Origin of the sequence: Sulfurisphaera ohwakuensis, from assembly GCF_009729055.1 — an archaeon.
In the GTDB taxonomy this organism is placed as follows: Archaea; Thermoproteota; Thermoprotei_A; order Sulfolobales; family Sulfolobaceae; genus Sulfurisphaera; species Sulfurisphaera ohwakuensis.
In genome coordinates this window covers 1,854,719-1,874,791 of the sequence record NZ_CP045484.1, presented here as the reverse complement: position 1 = coordinate 1,874,791, position 20,073 = coordinate 1,854,719, and the positions used below count along the sequence as shown (strand labels likewise).

The 20,073-nt window shown below is 33.1% G+C and carries 21 protein-coding genes; 15 read left to right on the top strand and 6 right to left on the bottom strand.

Annotation, left to right across the window (positions count from 1 at the left end; all coding sequences use genetic code 11):
• Positions 1–48: 48 nt before the first annotated feature.
• The 4 genes from D1869_RS10385 to D1869_RS10370 all read left to right on the top strand — a co-directional run bounded on the left by D1869_RS10385 (position 49) and on the right by D1869_RS10370 (position 2,603).
• Entirely contained in the window at positions 49–723 is a 675-nt protein-coding gene (locus D1869_RS10385) for a DUF3834 domain-containing protein (protein ID WP_156015044.1), read from the top strand.
• Positions 724–754: 31 nt separating this feature from the next.
• A complete protein-coding gene (locus D1869_RS10380) occupies positions 755–1,258 on the top strand; it encodes a DUF1286 domain-containing protein (RefSeq protein WP_156015043.1) in 504 nt (167 codons plus the stop codon).
• Between the two features lie 87 nt (positions 1,259–1,345).
• Positions 1,346–1,627: a type II toxin-antitoxin system RelE family toxin gene (locus D1869_RS10375; protein ID WP_221267095.1), complete on the top strand. Its 282-nt coding sequence runs from the start codon at positions 1,346–1,348 to the stop codon at positions 1,625–1,627.
• A 625-nt stretch (positions 1,628–2,252) separates the two neighbouring features.
• Entirely contained in the window at positions 2,253–2,603 is a 351-nt protein-coding gene (locus D1869_RS10370) for a type II toxin-antitoxin system RelE family toxin (RefSeq protein ID WP_156015041.1), read from the top strand.
• 673 nt (positions 2,604–3,276) lie between these two features.
• Here D1869_RS10370 and D1869_RS10365 read toward each other — a convergent pair.
• Positions 3,277–3,969, bottom strand: a complete 693-nt coding sequence (locus tag D1869_RS10365; protein WP_156015040.1) for a class II glutamine amidotransferase — start codon at positions 3,967–3,969, stop codon at positions 3,277–3,279.
• Between the two features lie 154 nt (positions 3,970–4,123).
• Here D1869_RS10365 and D1869_RS10360 point away from each other — a divergent pair, with 154 nt between their 5' ends.
• A complete protein-coding gene (locus D1869_RS10360) occupies positions 4,124–4,654 on the top strand; it encodes an LOG family protein (RefSeq protein WP_156015039.1) in 531 nt (176 codons plus the stop codon).
• Here the strand turns inward: D1869_RS10360 and D1869_RS10355 are convergent.
• Positions 4,651–5,466, bottom strand: coding sequence for an SMP-30/gluconolactonase/LRE family protein (locus tag D1869_RS10355; RefSeq protein ID WP_156015038.1), 816 nt, complete (start codon positions 5,464–5,466; stop codon positions 4,651–4,653). The two genes, D1869_RS10360 and D1869_RS10355, sit on opposite strands and share 4 nt — an antisense overlap.
• On the bottom strand, positions 5,463–5,900 hold the full coding sequence (locus tag D1869_RS10350) for a hypothetical protein (protein ID WP_231113599.1): 438 nt from the start codon (positions 5,898–5,900) through the stop codon (positions 5,463–5,465). Before D1869_RS10350 ends, D1869_RS10355 begins: the two co-directional genes overlap by 4 nt.
• A 108-nt stretch (positions 5,901–6,008) precedes the next feature.
• Between D1869_RS10350 and D1869_RS10345 the strand changes: the two genes are divergently transcribed.
• Positions 6,009–6,350, top strand: a complete 342-nt coding sequence (locus tag D1869_RS10345; RefSeq protein WP_156015037.1) for a DUF2173 family protein — start codon at positions 6,009–6,011, stop codon at positions 6,348–6,350.
• A gap of 30 nt (positions 6,351–6,380) precedes the next feature.
• On the opposite strand, the gene D1869_RS10340 is transcribed toward D1869_RS10345, so the two are convergent.
• Positions 6,381–7,139, bottom strand: coding sequence for a winged helix-turn-helix transcriptional regulator (locus D1869_RS10340; protein ID WP_156015036.1), 759 nt, complete (start codon positions 7,137–7,139; stop codon positions 6,381–6,383).
• A 120-nt stretch (positions 7,140–7,259) separates the two neighbouring features.
• Positions 7,260–8,327, bottom strand: coding sequence for an NrfD/PsrC family molybdoenzyme membrane anchor subunit (gene nrfD / locus D1869_RS10335; RefSeq protein WP_156015035.1), 1,068 nt, complete (start codon positions 8,325–8,327; stop codon positions 7,260–7,262).
• Positions 8,328–8,441: 114 nt separating this feature from the next.
• Between nrfD and D1869_RS10330 the strand changes: the two genes are divergently transcribed.
• The 7 genes from D1869_RS10330 (at position 8,442) to D1869_RS10300 (ending at position 17,718) form a co-directional block, all read left to right on the top strand.
• Complete coding sequence (locus tag D1869_RS10330; protein WP_156015034.1) at positions 8,442–9,332, top strand: tetratricopeptide repeat protein; 891 nt, start codon at positions 8,442–8,444, stop codon at positions 9,330–9,332.
• Positions 9,333–9,413: 81 nt separating this feature from the next.
• Entirely contained in the window at positions 9,414–13,724 is a 4,311-nt protein-coding gene (locus D1869_RS10325; protein WP_156015033.1) for a twin-arginine translocation signal domain-containing protein, read from the top strand.
• Between the two features lie 34 nt (positions 13,725–13,758).
• Entirely contained in the window at positions 13,759–14,571 is an 813-nt protein-coding gene (locus D1869_RS10320; protein ID WP_156015032.1) for a 4Fe-4S dicluster domain-containing protein, read from the top strand.
• A gap of 13 nt (positions 14,572–14,584) precedes the next feature.
• Positions 14,585–15,235: a TorD/DmsD family molecular chaperone gene (locus D1869_RS10315; protein WP_156015031.1), complete on the top strand. Its 651-nt coding sequence runs from the start codon at positions 14,585–14,587 to the stop codon at positions 15,233–15,235.
• On the top strand, positions 15,232–16,698 hold the full coding sequence (locus tag D1869_RS10310; RefSeq protein ID WP_184651005.1) for a 4Fe-4S dicluster domain-containing protein: 1,467 nt from the start codon (positions 15,232–15,234) through the stop codon (positions 16,696–16,698). The genes D1869_RS10315 and D1869_RS10310 overlap by 4 nt, the downstream gene beginning before the upstream one ends.
• Positions 16,699–16,700: 2 nt before the next feature.
• On the top strand, positions 16,701–17,303 hold the full coding sequence (locus D1869_RS10305; RefSeq protein WP_156015030.1) for an HAD family hydrolase: 603 nt from the start codon (positions 16,701–16,703) through the stop codon (positions 17,301–17,303).
• Between the two features lies 1 nt (position 17,304).
• Positions 17,305–17,718: a DUF2299 domain-containing protein gene (locus D1869_RS10300; protein WP_156015029.1), complete on the top strand. Its 414-nt coding sequence runs from the start codon at positions 17,305–17,307 to the stop codon at positions 17,716–17,718.
• Here D1869_RS10300 and D1869_RS10295 read toward each other — a convergent pair.
• The gene (locus D1869_RS10295) at positions 17,707–18,048 is read right to left on the bottom strand and encodes a DsrE family protein (RefSeq protein ID WP_156015028.1); all 342 of its coding nucleotides are present in this window, start codon (positions 18,046–18,048) and stop codon (positions 17,707–17,709) included. The genes D1869_RS10300 and D1869_RS10295 overlap by 12 nt on opposite strands.
• A gap of 69 nt (positions 18,049–18,117) precedes the next feature.
• Here D1869_RS10295 and D1869_RS10290 point away from each other — a divergent pair, with 69 nt between their 5' ends.
• Positions 18,118–18,699, top strand: coding sequence for a hypothetical protein (locus tag D1869_RS10290; RefSeq protein WP_156015027.1), 582 nt, complete (start codon positions 18,118–18,120; stop codon positions 18,697–18,699).
• Positions 18,700–18,742: 43 nt separating this feature from the next.
• On the top strand, positions 18,743–20,071 hold the full coding sequence (locus D1869_RS10285) for an APC family permease (protein WP_156015026.1): 1,329 nt from the start codon (positions 18,743–18,745) through the stop codon (positions 20,069–20,071).
• Positions 20,072–20,073 lie beyond the last annotated feature (2 nt).

The following is a 20,073-nucleotide window of genomic DNA, read 5'->3' as shown; positions in this document are numbered from 1 at the left end:
CAATTTTTCTAATAAAAGCATTTAAGAAAAGTAGTTTCATAGAAACTCATGAATTCTCAGAATAAAATTAGAATATTAGCCGCTCCAGGCCCAGTATCCTACCCTTTATTAGCATATCAAATGAAGAATAAAGACATAGAAATAATTTTCGGAAAAGAAGGTGGAAAAGATGTCGATGCTATAGTTGATTCTACAGTTTCATTAGCAAAAAGAGGGCTAAGGATTGATTTTATTACTGTAAAGAAGTTAATGTTGATTTCGCCTAAACTAACAGAGGGTAAAATAGGAGTTTGGAGAAAGGGGAGTGCTGCTGACGTTTTAACAAGAGCTGTAATAGATCTAAAAAAGGTTAAGGCTGAACTAGTATACTCTGATGATATGATGCAACTTGTAAATATGTTAAAGAATAATCAAATTAGTGCAGCAACATTATCTTCTGCTTTAGGGAAAGGAGAAGCATTTGAAGATCTACTTAACGTTCCAGGAAGTTGTGGAATTCACATAAATTCACAAGAGGATAAAGTTATTAATGCGTATATGGAGGGAATAACTATAATTAAAGAAAACTTAGATATAGCTGCAGATTATATTGTTAAAAATTTACCAATAAAGATTAGTAAGGAGTTTGTAACTGGTGTATTGAAAAATGCAGAGTTTAACGTCTATAAAGGAGGAGAATTTAGAGAATTTTATGAATTAGTAAAGAAATATTCTAGTAACTAAATTTAAATACCTTTTTTATATATTCTATTCTGTGAAATTGAGGACTCATTATGTTTTCTCGCTTGGTGTTATATCATTAGTTTTGGTTTTTCTTTCTAACAATTTTTTCACGAATTTTTTCATAGCTGCATATTCTTCTATTTTGGGTAATTCTTTGATTGATCGGTTGGGGCATAGGGAATTGTTGACGGGGAGAGGTTTAATACCGGTTAGGACTCCTTTAACCCACACTTATCCGAGGAGTGTAGTATGGGGATTATTACCTACAGTTCCCTTAATCTTCCTAATACACTATATATACGGTTATTATGCTTTAGTGGAAGTATTGGTTTCCGGTATTATTGTCGGTCCCACACATATGTTCTTGGATATGTTTACTGAAGCCGGGGTTTATGTGAAGAAAAATGGGAAATGGAGGAGGTTCGCATTAGCCCACTTCAGATATGATAACCCCGCAGTAAATGGTTTAGCAATCTTTGTCGGTTTCATACTCCTATTAATTGCATATTATATTACTTATCCATATTATTTCTAAAGAGATATTAAATAAAAATAGAAAAGATTTTAAATATTATTTTCTTTTTATTTCATCGTGGTTTGTGAGAAATGGACTGCAAGGTTTATGTTCAATAAGAAAATAAACAGTTTAGAAGAATTAGCGGAATATTTGCTTGATGAATTTGAAAGCGATAAATTGGTTATGCTTATTCTGGAAAAGGTATTACTCATACTCGATAGTCCTTTCAAATATGCGAGAGAGAAGCTGGGAAAGAATAAGTACGGTAATCCCATGTTTTCCATAGAAGTTACGGGGGATATAAGGATACTTTATAGTGTTGATTCAAAAAACTGTATTGTATTTATTTGGAAGATGGGATCTCATAAGAGGGTTTACGGTCCTTAGCCTTTTTCTCAACAATTTCCTTAAGCTTAATTATTTCCTCCCTGTCCAATTCAACATAATAATATTCCCCATCCTTTCCGGTCTTCATAATTATATGTTTATTGCTGGCATTAAAAAGGATATGGTAATTAGTTTCATTGAATTTTGAAAAATTGTATTGATAAAATGAATTACAAGTCTCATTCTTCATGAGATGGAGAGCTCAGAACTCCGCTGTAAACGTTTTGGTTATGTTTACCTGATTCATACTCCTATTAATTGCATATTATATTACTTATCCATATTATTTCTAATGAAATATTAATCGAACAAAATTAAAAACAGAAAAGTTCTTTAAATGTGTTTTTTCACAAATAGGAATCGGGGATGAGGGGATGATGAGGAGGGTCCGAATTGACCTATGATAGATCAACCGGCAACTGACCTGACCCCCTCATCCCTAATTCTTATTCTTACTTTTCTAACTATTAAGCTTTCTTCTCATTGAATTTTGAAAAATTCAGTAAACTCCTAGTTTACTGCAAAAATTCTATGTGAACTACTTTATTTGTACAACTATAATTTCTGAAGAGATAATATATGAAAAGAGAAAGATTTTTAAATATGTTTTCTATATCTTTTTATTGTGGTTTGTGATAAGTGGGAATTGAGGTTTTCAATGAGGAAAGCTAGGAACTATCAAGAGCTAATAGATTTTGTTGCTGATAGATATAACGATAAGGTCGTTATGCTTATTTTTGAAAAAATAGAATTGCTCGAAATAGATCCCTTTAAATATGCGAGGGAAAAATTGGGTAGGGACAAATATGGAAATCCTTTATTTTCAATAGAGGTTACTGGTAATCTTAGAATAATTTATAGTGTAGATTCAAAAAACTGTGTAGTATTTATTTGGGAGATTGGGACTCATGGAAGGTTTATAAGCCTTAGCCTTCTCCCTAATTCTCCTCAAAACATCTTCCTTAAACTTCTCTAAGTCCTCCTTACTCTCAATGACTAAGAACCTTTCACCATCTTTATCTTCAACAATTTTCATAATTATATATTTGTTATTAGGCATTAAAAAGGATATGGTAATCATTGTTGTTTTAGCCAGTGATAATGTCGTCATAGATATATTAATAGATAATCTTTACAAAGAGCAGGTACTGAGATGAGATTCTTGCAATCTTATTTTAAATATAGACAAAATTTGTAGGAATAGTTTGTAGTTTTTTCTTTAATAATAACTCTTTATTACATAGAAATAAAAACAGATAAAATGATATTTCGAATTTTTAACTTATTAATTCCTACAAATAAGGCATTATTAATCTTGGATTAAATTTATTACTCCAGGAAAGAGGTAAACATAATGTTAAGAAAAATCAATAAAGCCACGAGTAATGCATTACTTTTCTTATTACTTATTTCTTTAAGGTTACTCTCATTAGAGAAATTAATGATTTTGTTCTTACCGTTTTTAATTGCATCCGATTCTACTTTCTTTTTAATAAATATAGCATTAATTCCCTTAGCGATTATTTTACTTATAATGTCTGCTATACTAAGGTTTTATCAAATTATTGTCAGACGGGTAAGTTCTCTTCACCAATCTTAGAGGTCCCTACTCATCATTAATAGTTAGATTAACTACTAGGAATAAAAAATTAGAGTTCTTTTAGTTCTCCGAACTCAGCCTCTCTCATCTTGTCACAACCAGTATAAGCTAACGAAGAGGAGAAAATGTAATTCTCACCAATATACATTTTATAATACTCTTCTGGAATTCTTTTACTTCTTATGTAATCTTTATTATAATAGTTAAAATAGTATAAGTGAGACTTTCTACTTTCTCTATCCAAATATAATATTAGTAAGTTTAAGGCAGATTTAGTATACTTAATCAAGTCTTTAACTCCTTCTATTCCTTTTTTCTGTATATACTTTCCAATAAGCTCAGAGTCAACCATAAGTTTAGGATTTATTCCTAAAGCTTCACCAAGCGATTGTTTATCAACACTACCATTATGGGCAATAAAGAATATTCCTTTCTCATTACTTTCAATATATGGATGTGATAAATAAGATGCTATTAATGACTTATCAGTAGCTAATCTAGCGTGAATAATTACTTTAGCATTCTTTAAAGAATCTATAATATTTATGAGTTTTTCTCTCTCTTTAAAGATAGGATTTACACTGCGATAGTAAATTATTTCGTCCTCTTGGAAAGCCACAATGCCCCAACCATCAGAATGTACGTCATGTGTTATAGGGTCGTCTTTAGCGGATGTTATCAAACACTCTGCAAGTTTTTTAAGCTTTTCCTTTCCCCCTATATAAGCTAACATTCTACACATAATTTATAATTTCCCTTCTTGAATTAAAATATATGAGTCAAAAAGATAATGAAGAGGATTGGAGTATAACAATATTGCTAGTTGAAATCGGTGTATTAATAGGAATTATTCTAGCTCTGTTAAAAATATTACCAGCTTTAGCCCATACGTAATTATGCAAATTGGTATAGCTGCACATAGCGGAGAGGTCTCAGAAGAATTAAAGGAAAGGGCTAAAAGATTTGTTGATGGACTGTCAAGTTGTAAAAATGTTAGATTACTTTTAGGTGGTTACTGGGGATTAATGAAAGTTGTGGTAGACGAGGCTCTAAATAAAGGATTACCGGTTATCCTTTTTCTTCCTATAGAGAGAGAAGATGTGGAAATTCCAGATGAAGTTATTAAAGTATATACGGGGTGCGAGTTTAGATGTAGGTCAGTGATGTTAGTTAGGTCTTCTGATGTTTTAGTTAGCCTTGGTGGAGGTGTAGGTACTCAAATTGAGCTCTTTATGGCATATGCTATGGGAAAACCCATTTATAGTCTATATAATACTGGGCTTTCAACAGATAATTTGAAACACGTGTACCCAGAATATTTTGATGATAGGCAAATAGTTAAGATAAAATATTTTGATGATGAGGTTAAGATGGCTAATGTGATATGTAATGAAAATATAGAAAAAAGAAGAACTAACTTCGGTTAGAATTCACAGTAATAAGTTTCCACTCCCTTAACGCCAACTCTTTCAGAATAAATGTATCCTCCATTTTCTTCGTCATTTGCAGTTGTTATGTAGAGTGTTTTTAAATCTGAATCTCCAAATGTTACTGAAGTTACGTGAGAGGCGGGGACTTTTATTTCCTCTAACACCCTACCTTCAGTAACTCTTAATACTCTTCCTCCACCATAAAGAGCTACCCATAACATTCCCTCAGAATCGATTGTCATTCCATCTGGTACTCCAGGATATGAAGAAAGATCTATTAAGGTGTTTCTATTTGATATTTCACCTTTCATAAGGTCAAAATTAAATACATATATTTTCTTTGTAGGAGAATCTATATAATAGAACTTTTTATTATCTAGGCTCCATGCTAATCCATTTGATATAGTGACCCCATCTAAAATCTTTCTAAGCTTCATATTAAGGTCTAAGACATATAGTGCTCCAGTTGGATACTTTTCCTCTAAGTTCATAGTCCCTACCCAATACCTTCCCATAGCATCACATTTCCCGTCATTGAACCTATTTCTTTCATCCCAATTTTCAACTTCATATAGAAGTTTTACTGTATTATTTTCTATTATATAGAATCCCTTTCCAGATGTTGCAATTAGTCCTCCTTTCTTCCTTGGTTGTATTGAACTCACATAAGAATTTAGTCTTATCACTTCGTGTTGATTTTCCTTTATACTATGTATTTCACCTCTAATAATGTCCACAAAATAGAGTGTGTCTTTAACCCATATTGGTCCTTCGAACAATTTTCCCTTAAAATCCGTAACTTTTTTCATATACTTATATCTCCGATCTGTATTATATTTCCTTCTTCATCCTCAAATACTATTTTTCCATCTTCAGTTACTACTATGTAACCTATTTTTCCATTACATTTGTAAGGAAAAGCAAGTAAACTATTCGGTGTTTTTACTTGTGTTGTAGCAAATATTGGTGTAAGAGAGTCGTCTAACTCTAATGCCAAGCAATTTGATGCTTTCTGGAAAATAAGATTGAGCAGGTTATCAAGAAGTTTTTCATATTCTTCTCCTATTTGCCTCATCCTTTTTATTTCGTCTATTTTCACAATACTTATTAGACTCTTTTTCTTAAATCGTTGATTATAGGAAATTTCTTTATTTAGTAAATTTTCAATATAATAATTTTCCTTATATTTTTTTCTATTTACATTATTTATCTTCTTTAATTTTCCTTTAACTACTTTTAACATGTTAATCATAATAATTTAAACATTTCAAAAATCAAGTTAAATTTATTATTAAAATGTTTTTCACAAAAATCTTATATATATGATAGATATAATTTAAATCAGAGAAACATGTCTGTCTCCGAAAAACTCGACAGATTAATGAAGTTAAAGGGAGCAATAGCAGCAGGCCATTTTACTGCAGATGGTAAGTTAGTAGAGTATAAGGGACCATTAACTAAAGAATTAGCTGAAATGGTAGCTAAGATGTGTGCTGCAAATTCATTAATGGGAACTACAGAGGCTGAATTATTTACAAAGATCAGCGGAATGAATTGGACGCCATTCCTCGGTTGGGCAGTAGCTGCGGGAGAATATGCAGTATGTGTAATGGGTAACTACGGAGTTTTTGTTAAACTTAGTGAAGCAGACTTCAATGAAATATTTAAAGTATTGGGAGAAGTTGCTAAATAAATTTTTAATAAAAAATTTTTCTTTTTTATTTTAACTTATAGAATTTTTGTTATATAATTTTTGTAATAACTCACAATAATGGTTTAATTTTATTCCTTCAACTTTACATTCTACAGCTATAAGATACGGAGTAGCTCTATTATCAAATGATATTATTCCCCTACAATAGGGGGTTAAATTAGTTGAAGGGAATGTTTTTAGCATGTAATGTGCTATTACTTTTTTTGTTTCTTCAGACAATTCACCAGCTAGAGGATACAAAAATCCTGCTAATGATGCTGGATAATTAAGACAAATGTTTTTAATATCTATCTTTCCTTTATCAATTAAATCAACCATATCCTTAAGCAAGTAGTAAATTTCGTCCACGCTACCTTCATAGTTCCAAATTTCCTTTAGCCTTTTAGCTACAACTTTTCGTATTTTATCATCATGATAATTTTTAAAGAGAATAGCGAGTCCTTTAGGTGTTATGCTAAAGCTCTTTTCTCCTTTTTGTACATACCCTTCCTTACAAAGTTTCTTTAAAATTCTCCATGCAGTTGCTGACGGCATTCCTAGTTCTTGCGAAAGTTTATATGAAGACAAGGGTCCTATTATAGTTAACTTAGATAGTATTTTTAATTCCTTTATTGAACTTTTTGCAGATAATAAAACTAGAAAATGTAATTTAAATCTGGATATTACTTCAAGGACCGATGGGTCTATGTTCTTTAGGCTCGAGAGTATCATACTCTCTTTTAATAAAAAAAGAAGGAAATCAGAAATTACGAGCGGTGTTCCTAACATTTTTTTACTATAAAATATTTAATATAAGGGTTTAAAAACTTTATTTTTAAAACAGTTTGTTAATAATTAATAATATAATAGAAAAAAAGAAAGGAATTAAAAATAACTTTGTTTTTATTTCTAACCTCTCCATCCAAAACTTCCTACTGGTATTGGTTGATTACTTACTATCTGGAAAGGTGTCATTGGTGCAACTTGGTATGCATATTGTCCAGCAAACAATATGTCAGCTCTAGTTAGATATGCGGCAACTATTGCGAAAATAGCTGCTATTAGAACTGCGTACTTTACTGCTGTTGGTAAATCCACTGGTTTTATCTCACCTAATGATTTGCTCGCTTCTTTTGGCATAGGCATCATTCTAAATGAAAATACAAGAGTTCCTCCTCCAGAAATTAGTACAGCAAGAGCGGATAGTGTTAGATCTATATAAAATGTACTTTGTGATAGTAAATAATCATAGGCTATTTCATCAAATACATAAATAAAGTTCACAGTTGCTAGGAATAAGAACCATGAGGCTAATTCCGCAATTCCAGAGAAAGCTAAAAGTTTTGCCATTAATCTTCTAGCCATTATTCCTTCATCACCTTTAGTTACGAATGCTAAAATATAACCGATACCAGAACCTACGAAAACACCACCAGCTAAGAATAATAATGGTATACCAGCATTATTCCAAAATGGAATTCCTGTAGTAGCTGCAAATTCAAAACCACTATATGTTGTTGCAAATATTCCAAATAACATTCCAAGAACTGCAAATGTAATTCTCGAACTCCTAGCCAATTTTTGTGGTAATTTTAGGAATATGGAGAACATATACAGTAAGGAAAATAGTAGTAATCCTGAGACAAATATTATACCTCTAGCCATCCAAGAGTGGGAAAAGTTTATTAAAGCCTCAATTGGTGAGGATGTTGCAGCTAACGGTCTTCCTAGGTCATAAGCAAAAAATGCAAATGCTAATATGGTTGATACAAATACAGTAGGAGCACCTTTCTTAGCCATACTTGGATATTTTCCAGTTAGCTCTAAAGCACCTATTATAGCCATTAGCATACCGGCGACTTCAGTAAAATATAATGCTAATGCTACTTCTGTTCCCCATAAAGGATATTCGTTTATCTGCTGTATTGGTGCTTGTATTCCGTAAGGGGGAGGTGCTGGAGCTGTAAATTGTCCCATTTCTATTCATTCGAACATTAATTTATTTTTTAAATAAACATTCACTTCACTTTTGTAATATGAATAATCATACATATTAGCTATCTTTTTAATCTTAAATGAAAAAGTTAAGTTGTGAACATTGAGGAACTAATAGAACAAGGTAAATTTGAAGAGGCAATAAAAGAATTGAAAGGCGATGATGAAGACACAAAACTTCTTAGGGGTTTTCTGCTCTATAGACTAGGTAAATATGATGAGGCAATAAAAGAAGTTAGCAATGTGGATAGGTTAGAGAGTTATTATATTAAATTCGAATGCTATAAAGGTTTAGGTAAGAAAGAAGATGCTATAAAAAGTCTAGAAGAAGGAATAAATAAGTACCCTTTAAGTCACGTGCTTTATTATATATTAGCTCAATATTATTTTGAAGAAGGAGATTTGGATAAAGCACTAAACTACGTTGATAAGTCTCTTGGTATTTTACCCATAAGTTACGATTATAAGTTTTTAAAAGCAAAGATTCTCTTTTCTAAGGAGAACTACGAAGACGCTCTAGTTTATTTAAATGACGTTATTTCTATGAATCCTAAGAATATTGAGGCTAGAGTAATGAAAGCTATGTGTTATTATAACGTTGGACTAAAAATGGATGCACTATCAGAGATAAATAAAGCTTTGGACATTGATAAAAATAATGTTAATCTTCATTTTCTTAAGGGAAAGATATATTTTGAAACTGGATTCTATAAATTGGCTTTAGCGGAGTTTAAAACTGCATTGCGATTATCCCCGACAGCAGATATGTACTATCATGTTGCTCTCTCCTATTATATGTTAGGCTTACATAAAGACGCTAATATGTTCATTGATAAGGCTATAAGCCTTGAGGAGAAAGGGAGATATTATGCGTTGAAAGCTAGAGTAATGAAAGAACTGAGTGATTTAGCTAAAGCTAAGGAATTTGCAGCTAAGGCTATTAAGTTAGATCCAGATACCAGAAAAGAACTAGAGGATTTACTTTAATTTTTTATTTCTATGCGTACATATTACTAAACTGAAGTGAAGGTATAAATAATTAGTTAATTTAACAACATTACGATTGAAATGAGTAATTTAAAACTAACGCGAAGAGATTTTCTAAAACTATCCGGTATCACAGCGTTAACAACGGCTATTTTGCTTGAAGGTGGTTCAGTAATAGATAAAGTGTTCAGAGGACAAGAGGATTTCACTTATACACTAAATTATCCTAATGATGAAGTAGTTTATGGTAATTGTTTCCAATGTCTTGGTAGGTGTTCATTAGAAATTGTGAGAACACCACAAGGTTTTCCTAGATTTATAACTGGTACCATAGGGTGGCACATTAATGATGGAGGAGTCTGCCCAAGAGGTGCTTCAGATGTATATTACTATTTTGCTCCAGCAAGATTAAGATTTCCGCTACTAAGGGCAGGTGACCGTGGAAGTGGTAAATGGATTGCAATAGACTATGATACTGCTTATGATATAATTGTAAACGGGGTAAATGCATCTAGTTGGAATAAACTAGGTATATCACCACAACAATTAGGAGTCAGTAACTTCCCCGGATTACTAAAAATTAGAGAAGAAAATCCACACGCTTTAGCTTTCTTCCAAGGAAGAGACCAATTAATTCCTGGGATAACTGCTGGGTTTTTTGCAGGTAATTATGGAACAGCAAATGCTGGAGCACATGGTGGCTTCTGTTCAATGAACGTTTATACCGCTGGAGTTTACGTTACTGGTGCTCCAGTTTGGGAATATGCAGGGCCAGATGAGGAAAGGGCCCAATATTTTATATTAGCCGGGTTAGCTGGAGATCACTTTCCTAACTGGATGAGAAGGATTATTGCTAGGATAAGGGAAAACGGAGGTAAGGTAGTCACAATAGCTCCAGAAAGATTCGGTTTTTACTCAGTTTCTGATGAGCATTTATTCATAAACCCAGCTACTGATGGAGCATTAGCTATGGGATGGATAAGGGTATTAGTTGATTTTCACTATTATGTGTATAAGGCTTATTTAGCATCAACTGGGCAAGGAGCTCCTGTCCTTAACCCACAAACATTACAACCAGTTTCTCCAGCTTACGATCCTTCAACCGGGCAATTAATAATGCAGACAGTAGCTCCAAATGGGCAAGTAGTTCAATTACCTCAATTTGGTGATATTCCGCAAACCGCCTTATTTCCACATATTGATGAGGAATTCTTAAGATATTATACAAACTTGTCATGGTTGGTTATAGTTAACCCTAATCCTCAAAATGGTGATTGTTTAGACCCAACCGATCCTACAGCTGGTAATAATGTAGGTTTACATTTAAGAATGCCAGTATCAAATGAAGAATATTCTTCATCACATCCATGGTTAGAGGCTATCATGGGAAATGATGGTAATGTTTACTCTTATGTAGATACTCCGTGGCAAAAAGGAGTATTTCCAATTATAACGTTAGATGAATTACCATCTTCAATGCAGAGCCAAATAGTCCAAGTACCATACAAATTAAAGAATGGGCAAGTTGTAAAAGTTCCAGCAATTCAAGTTACTGTTCCTAAAGCTTTAGGTAGTAATGAAACTATAACGCTAACTGTAACTACTGCTTTTGAACTGTTTAGAGCTGAATTACTGAATTACGATCCTTACACACCTTACCAACAATCTCCTCAATATGGTGCTTTAAATGTTGCTAATGTTACTGGAATACCTCATAATACTATTGTTAGGATAGCCAATGAAATAGCTACTGTAGCATTCCAGAAAGCCATTTATGAGCCAGCTAAATGGGTTGATTATTTAGGTAGATATCACGATCATGTTGTTGGAAGGCCAGTCTCAATTTATTTTATGAGAGGACTTGCCGCACACGCTAATGGTTTCCATAGTGCTGCTGCATATTATTATTTAGTCTTAGTAATAGGTGCATGGGACAATCCAGGCGCTGACCTATATAAATATCCGTATCCTCACTATTTCCCAGGTCATGCTGTACCTCCTCATCCATTAGCTAATACACCAACTTTAGATCCAGAAATTGCAAGTGCAATACAAGGAAGTAATTTAACATTCCCTAAGACTAGGTCTGGATTCCTAAAGACAGAGTACATTTATAATGACGGTACTGTAGATATTAAGAACGTAACTATTGTTGGTGCTGGTCCTTACGGATTCCCAGATGGTCCAGATGATTTAGTAATATATAAAACTGGAAGACCTTTACTAGTAGATAGAGGATATAGTTGGGAAATTCCGTTAACAACTCAAAGATCAATTAGTGCTGTTGCTTATACAACATATTTTATGAACAAATATCCTAACCAAGTTGTTCCTTATACTATTCAAGCAATGATGTGGTATATTACTGCACCCTACTGGAATAATGCTTATACTCTAACAGATCTTTTACAAAAAGTAACAGAGAAAGATAATAATGGAAATTATGTTATTCCATTCACAATAAGCATAGATCTCTTTATGCAAGAAACAAATAATGTGGTAGATTTAATAATCCCAGACTTATCCTTCCTAGAAATTTATGGTTTTCATTCTACGTTCGATAGACCAACTAGTTTACCTCAAGGACCGTCTGATTCATTAAATTGGCCTGTGTTACCAGCAATGTATCCAGTTCTAAGCGCTGGAGATTTCTTATTAACATTAGCATGGCTCTTAAGAATATATCCCAATCAGAGTAATAATATTGATCCAACAAAGAATCCACACTATACAACACAAGATCCAGTAACCGGATTACCATTAATTAGTCCGGTCACTGTGCACGATCCAATAACTGGAACTACAATATTACAACAAGGTCAGCCAGGATTAATATCATCTGGCATGTATATCTTAAAGGGCGGGATCTTATTAGCCGGTTACGGAAGTAACTTTGAGTATATACTTACAGATGCTGAAGGCAAACAATCACCTAATCCTCAACAGTTAAAGTTGTATGCATCTTTTGTACCCAATGGTGCTAATCAACAAGATGTTATAAATCAGATATTAAGCAGTGTACCACAAGGACAAACTTTCTCAACAGCTCAAACATATAAGATTGCTGCTAACCAGAGGTCTAGTGGTATTGAGCATTACTTCAGAATTCCGGTTCAATTCCAGCCTAAATTACAACAAATGCTTCAAAATATAATAACAAAGTATGCTGCTGGACAAATGACACTAGAGGATATTAACCCAGGATTTGTGAAGGTTGGAAAAGGAGGAGCAGTTTATGTCTTACCACCATCAATAAGGTATATGAGAAACGTAAACATGTTCTACTTTAAAGGCTGGGGTGCCTATATGCCTGGAGCCTACGGACCAATTGGCCTACCTTACGTACATAGAATATACTTAGAATATTTACAGAAGTTTAGGTTAGCTGCTGCTGGGAGATGGCAAGGATATAATGCGGCTTATTATTATTTCTATCTGAAAACTGGCAACTCATCATTCTTAGTTAAAAGTGTCTTACCCAATGATTCATATGGTCAAGCTTTAGCTAAGAATATACTTGATTATCATAGACCATTCGGAGGCTATTATCCACCTCCAGCATGGAACTCCGAGCTTACTTCTGATGGTATTGACTTAAATGAATACCCATTAACATTCTTTGTAAGGAGACATGATAGGACTTATCATTCATGGAGTTTTAATGTACCGTGGTTAACTGCAATAATGCCATATACTCCAGTTATGTTAAGTTCTGCTGATCCTTACGTGAAAAGTATGGGAATTCAAAGCGGTGATTTTGTACAATTTGAAGCTGTTAATGAACCATGGTCCGGAGGACTAAGGACTACATTAACAGCCATAGCATTCTTAGACAATGCAACTAGGCCCGGTGCTGCTTGGGTAGTGGTTTCAGCTCAAGCTTTACCAAACTTTAGAGGTATGACCCCAGATTCTCCGCAAGTAAAGTATAGTATATTGAACAACTGGGCTAATATCTCATACATGCCACCATCTAGGGGTGGTCAATTGTCACCACAGAGTGATAATGCTTTCCCAATAATGTATTTAGATCCAATAACTGGGCAAACTGCATGGCATGATAGCAGAATAAAAATTGTCGGTAAAGTGTCAGCAACTAAAACAAGTGTTGCAGCAAATAGGTTTGTTTATATGGGTCAGGATTTCTCTAACCAAGATATATTGTCGGTAATTGTTAACCAGATGGGTGGACAAATAAGTGTAAGCGGGGCAAGTAATGGTGCACCATTTGCACAAGCAGTAGATATACCGCATCTAAGATTTAACGCCAACAATATGCAGTCTACGTCTCTGTGGAGTTATGTAGCTCCTTACTCTCTGGCATCTAATAATTACCAGTTAGGTAATTATAAGATAAGGTATGGTTTTGCGGGTGAATCCTCATCAAGTTAGTTCTTTTTATGAATATGTATAGAGGTGATTTCATATGTCCTCTATAACTTTAAATCCGAAAGAAGGTGGAATTCAAAAATCCCTTCCTTTCACACCTAAGAAAAACTATGCTATAATAACAGACTTAAACAAATGTTTTGGCTGTGCAGGCTGTCAAATGTCATGTAAAGAATGGAACACCTCTGGAATGTTCGGACCATTACCAGATCTAAATCCCTATGGAGAATTGGACGTTATGTTCTGGCTGAGAGTACTTTATGTTGAAGTTGGTAACTATCCTCAAACTAAGGTTTACAACATTCCAATAAACTGTTTCCATTGTATGAATGCTCCATGCGTACCAGTATGTCCAGTGGGTGCTACATTTAAGAGAGAAGAAGATGGGATAGTCCTAGTTGATTATAATGAGTGTATAGGAACAAAATACTGTATTTATGCATGTCCTTATGGTAATAGATTCTTCGATTATGTTGAAGGTGTAACAAAGAAGTGTACACACTGTTTCGATAGAATTTATGATCCAACATTACCGCCAGAAGAAAGAATTCCGGCATGTATTCACGGCTGTATGGTTCAAGCAAGAATTTGGGCTGATAGATTGGATCCAACTGATCCTGGTAATATATTGTTTATAGATAAAGGTGGATTTGTTCTAGGTCCAGAAACTGGTGCTAATCCAGCTAGTGGTTATTTACCATGGCGTAGTGAATACGCTGCTGATAATGATGTTGAATTGCTTAGCGAGTCAGAATATTATGATGTATGGACTTCAAACGGTGTAGTTATTTTAGGATCTCAAGGAAATAATTCTACATATACAGAACAGAATGGTAATTCTTCAAGTTAAAGGTGTTTTTTATATGTCTTCTCTTCTTGAAATCTCTTCTATGAGATTTTTAGTATATGATACTTTTTCGCACTTATTCCTTTACAATTATTATGAAGAGGATTATACCCAGTTAATGAAAAAATTGGAAAAGATAAAAGATATTCAAGAAATAAATTCCATTGTTAATTTTAAGACTATATGGGAAAAATTATCAACTTCTAAAAGAAGCGATTATCTGATTGAGTACACAACTCTCTTTTTAACTGGTCTTGGGGTCAAACCTTTAACACCAGTTGAAAGTAAACGTTTCTTCTCGTTAATGGGAGAAAGAGTAGCAAAGTTTAGGAAAGACGATATTATTCGCTTCTATAACTCAAGAAGATTAAAGTTAAATTATATGAATCAATTTGTATTTGAGGAAGATCATATTTCTAATATTCTCGCATTCATGGCTTACTTAATTAAAGAAGAGATATCTTTGAGGCGAGAAAGAAGAGATGTTTATAAGAACTTAATGGATCAGAAAAATTTCTTTATAACTCATATACAAGGATGGGTTCCAGATTGGATTAATGATGTAATCAATGACCCTAGGGCTGATATTTTTAAAATTGTGTGTAGAGAATTGAAAAAGTGGATTGATTTCGAGAATTCTTACTTACTAGGTGGTGGTAAAAATTGAATATTGGATTAGTTGTTAGCAAGAAGGCTAGGGAATTTTTGACAGACGAATTTCTAGTTAAAATTTATAAAGAAAGCGGAATTCCTTATGTAGCTGAATTCGGTGATTATTTAGCTAATGATGTTAGAGATAATGAATTACAAGGTCTTCTAATAGTTTCCGAGTACGATATGAGTAAGTTTGTTGCTGATGCAGATGAAAGACTAGGCTTAAATCCTCTAGCAATAGAGGTTTTGCCCCTTTCCTGGTTTTCTAATAAGAGCGAGAATTATAGATTTGCTTTACTCATGGCTTACATAAGAAAGCTATCAAGACAAGAACTTGTGTATAGATTACAGCCCGTAAAAAACGTTACCATTTCAAGGCGTTCGCTAATTAAGTTTAAGCTTTATGAATATAGGCCTTATCCTGTTCTCTTTGATTCTATTTTTGCTGAAAGGGAAATTAACACACTTATTTCCTCATGTCCTAAAGGGATATTAGCTAAAACTATTGAGGGAGTTGGAGTAACTTCTCCAGAAAATTGTTCATATTGTGGTTATTGTGCTACTAAAGGTTATCTAGGTTATTTAGAGATGCCAACATTTACGACTGATCAGTTGGTTTATTTCATTAACACTATAAATTATTATGATGAGAAGGCTAAAGCTATAATATTTACTAAATTTAGGGATATTCTTTTTCAAGAGGCTTATTATCCCTTATTGTTACCATCTTTAGCTTCAGTTCCAGATGTTTTCCTTTACGTTACTTATGCATCTGGATTAGTCCCAGTGTTGCTAATTGATAATGAAATTAATGAGATTGAAAAAAAGAGACTAGATGAAATTCCCGCTTACTTCCCTGGCTCAAAACTACCTATTTATAAAATTAAGATTGAGGAGTTACAAAACCTTGAGTTAAAAAATGAGCTAAGGAAATCCTTAATACCAGAAGAATTACCATTAAGGAAGTATAGGAGAAGAAACCTATATTTATGGGCTATTGAAGAAATGAGGAATAAGGTGAAGCTTGACGAAGAAGCAGAAGTTCCAGATATCTATTTCGTCTCTATAGATCCAGAAAAGTGCGTTTTATGTGGTGTTTGCGTTAGGGCTTGTCAAATGATGGTTCCTGATTTGAAGAATATTAATGATACCATGTTGCTTGAATATAATATTCCAATGTGTATTGGTTCTCAAAGGTGTGTTAAAAACTGTCCAGAGAGTGCTATAAAGGTCGAGAGGTTTGCTAAAATAAAGGAGTTAAAGAAGATTACCGTAAATAAGGCTGTTATTGCTAAGTGCAGATATTGTGGTAAGCCGATAGGTTCTGTAAAGGTTAAAAATAAGGTAGACTCCCTTCTGATAGGTATGGGATTTTCTGGTACGGCACAGTACACCGATGTCTGCAATGAGTGTAAACAAAAAATGTTAACGAAGGTCTGGCTTGAAAATTACCTGAGGCTGAAAGGAGGTAAATAAATATGTACGTATTTGCATTTAATTTTCTAAACACAATAGCTAAAGTCCCAGATAATACAATTAAAGATATAAATGAGTTACAATGCGTAATTACTACTTATACGCTAGCTAAGGTTTATGTTCCCTATTCTGTTCTATTGCAAGCAAAAGGAGTTAAATTGGATAAGTTAGAAATTTATCATGATTCTTTATTGTTAGAGGAAATAAGTTATAGGGCTAGAATCTTTATAATTACTAATCTTGAAAAGAAATTTGTTAAAGAATTTTTATTGAGAAATAACATAGATGTGTTTGTTCAAGATGTTATTTCGGCTGAGGAGATAAAGAGATACAAGCCTTCACCAGAATTTTTTGACTATCTTGCTAAAAGGACTAATAGTGTTAAAGGAGCTATTACTATAATATCCTCAAATCCACATGATATAATAGTGGCAAAGTCTATGGGATTTAAGGCTTACTGGTTGAATCGCAGTAATCTGCAATATCCCTTCCCAGCTAATTTACAACCAGACAATATTCTAAAATCTATTACGTCTTTAGCGGAGTCAACTGCACAGCATAAAGTTGATTCAAGTATGGGAGATTCAGCTCTAAGGTGTACGTAAAATGGCTACAGACACTGAAATATATAATTGGTTTTTGGAACTAGGTATGAAGGTTGAAAAAGTGACTTCTGGTAATGCATATTTCCATATAACTGTTTCTCCCCCCGTTGAGAATAGTGTAAAAGTTTCAATAATTAGGACAAATCCAAACTCTACCTTTTATATAATTACAGTAATAATTGACCTAGATGTTGATAAATTAAAAAAGAATCCGTCATTATTAAAGAGTATAAAGCTAGATTTAATGAGAATGAATTTGGAGTTTTTCCTCATACCTCCAGATGCTGAAATACCTAAAAGTATCCAAATAGGTAAGATTGTGTTTTCCGAGGGGCTAACAAAAAATCAAATATTGGATACGGTTACATTAGTTAAAAATGGTGCTTATTTAGTTCTAACGACTTTAGAAGGTTAGTATTGTATAACCCTCATTTGCAAACTTAACTATTACGTCGGCCCCTCTTGATATTTCATCAAAGAAGATTAGATCGTCTCTGTTAACATTATAGTTTTTCATCGCCATCTCACAAGCATATACTTTAATGCTCATTTTTCTTAGATTTTCACTAGCTTTACTCAATATTTGTGATGTATCATTTTTCTTGTTTAATGCTGTTATTCCGGGTCCTAGAAATACCATTTTGACATCTTCCGCTCCCATCATTTTTAGTCCTTGTGCTACATTAACTGCTGTATTAACATTTAATTGATCTTGGGATTTAACTACAAGTAGGAACTTTGCCATTTTTTATCATTTAAAAAATCACTTTTTTCATTTTAAGTTTAACTGATAAAAACTAATTTAACTTTTTAAATGCAGTCAAAAACAATAGATAGACTTAAAAACCACGATAGAGAGAAGATAAAAGTGAAACTTAAATATACAATACCTTTAGCTCTGGCAATTTGGTGGATACCAATATTCAGTGGTTTAATACTTGGTTTTGTTTCATCATTTCTTAATAAGGAGTATAAGAAAGGTATTTTTTCCGTTTTGCTTTCCTCTATTATTGCTTCAGCATTTTATATAGCTTTAGCTTATTATGTTCTTAAAGTACCAATATTAGGGAACTTACTTCCTACTTTCGCTATAATATTTTCTATCATAGATACCGTCATATCCATCTTGGTATTTAATTTCATATTTTATAAATCCTCTTTCTCTTCTATAACTTCAGACGGAATGTACAGTGAATTTTATGTATCCTCTAGAGACGAAGTTGAAGATAGACTTAAGGAACTATTAATTAACTGCGGGGACCCTAAATTAACATTATCAGAAGATAAGATATCAGTACATAGAGAATGTTCTGGTTATATTGTTGATTATGATATAGTTGAAGCGGGAAAAAATAAATATAAAGTTAGGTTACAAATAAAGAAAAAGTACGAATGAACAAGTAAATTTTAAAAATGAAGAAGAGTGAAGAGTTAAATAGATGTCAAAATCGTCTGAGAAAGAAGAGAGGCTGAAAGAACCTAAAAGGGAAATAGGTCTAAGGGATCTCGTATTTCTGAGCCTTGGTGGTCAATCTCCTTTTTTGAGTGTTTTAGTTTACGGTTTGTTGGCTTTTGAAAATGGAGGATATTTCGCTCCTATTGCTGTTATATTAGGAACTCTTTTAGTTCTTATTAACGGTCTTGTCGTATATAGGCTTTCAACTAAATTTACGCAGGAGGGAGGATATTATCTTTACGCTTACTATTCTCTAACAAAAAGATTAGGTTTTGAGACCGGATGGACTTACTTGCTCTATTCTTCATTTTATGGTGTAGCCTATGCTTTAGGTGCATCTTTTGTTTTAAGCGAGATACTCAGTATAAATCCTTTTATAATACTTTCAATTATTCTTGGCATATCTTCTACTCTAGCATTACTAGGCAAAAAACCATCATTTAGATATGCAATTTTTGCAAGTATTTTAGAGATATTCATGTTATCTTTTATAGCCGGTTCATTCTTATATACTACTAATTTTACTTTTTATAATCCATTTGTAAAAATTCCACCATTAGATCAAGTAGCTTTAGCTATAATTTTTGGTTCTAGCATCCCAACAGGTTATGGTTCAATAACTCCATTATCTGGAGAAGTTAAAGATCCTAAGAAAACTGTTCCTAGAGCAATAATTACTGTAATTTTACTTGGAGGACTACTTGCTGCTTTTGATATTTATTCGATTATAGATCATATAATTTATTTTCACATTGCCATAACTAATATTGATTTGATACATTTAATAGAATATAGATTTGGATTATTGACATTAGCATTTGTATTATTCGCTGCCGCAAATGATGGTGTACTAGCTACTTTAACATATATCTTTTCCACATCTAGAACCATATTCGCAATGGCGTATCATGATTTTTTGCCCTCTATATTGGCTAAGCTAACAGAAAAGAATGAACCTTTCTATGCTGTAGCTGTTGCTGTAGCATCATATTGGATTATCTCATTTATCTCTACAGTTATAAGCGGCTTTAACTTAGCAAATGCTTTCGCTCTAGTTGGTTTAATTTCATTATTTGCTAACTTATATGTTCATTTAGCGGCAGATTTCTCTTTATTTAAAATATCTTTGAAGAGAGCTAGAAAAAGAATCTTGCAACTAGCACTCTCTATATCGGCAGTAATAGTGACGTTAGTAATCTTTTCTGCATCTGTTGGAGGTACTGTTCCCTTAACTTTAGATATATTCTTACTTTGGCTAATAGCTGGGTTCCTAATTGCTGAGATAATAGATATGAGCAAAGAAGAAGACTAGAA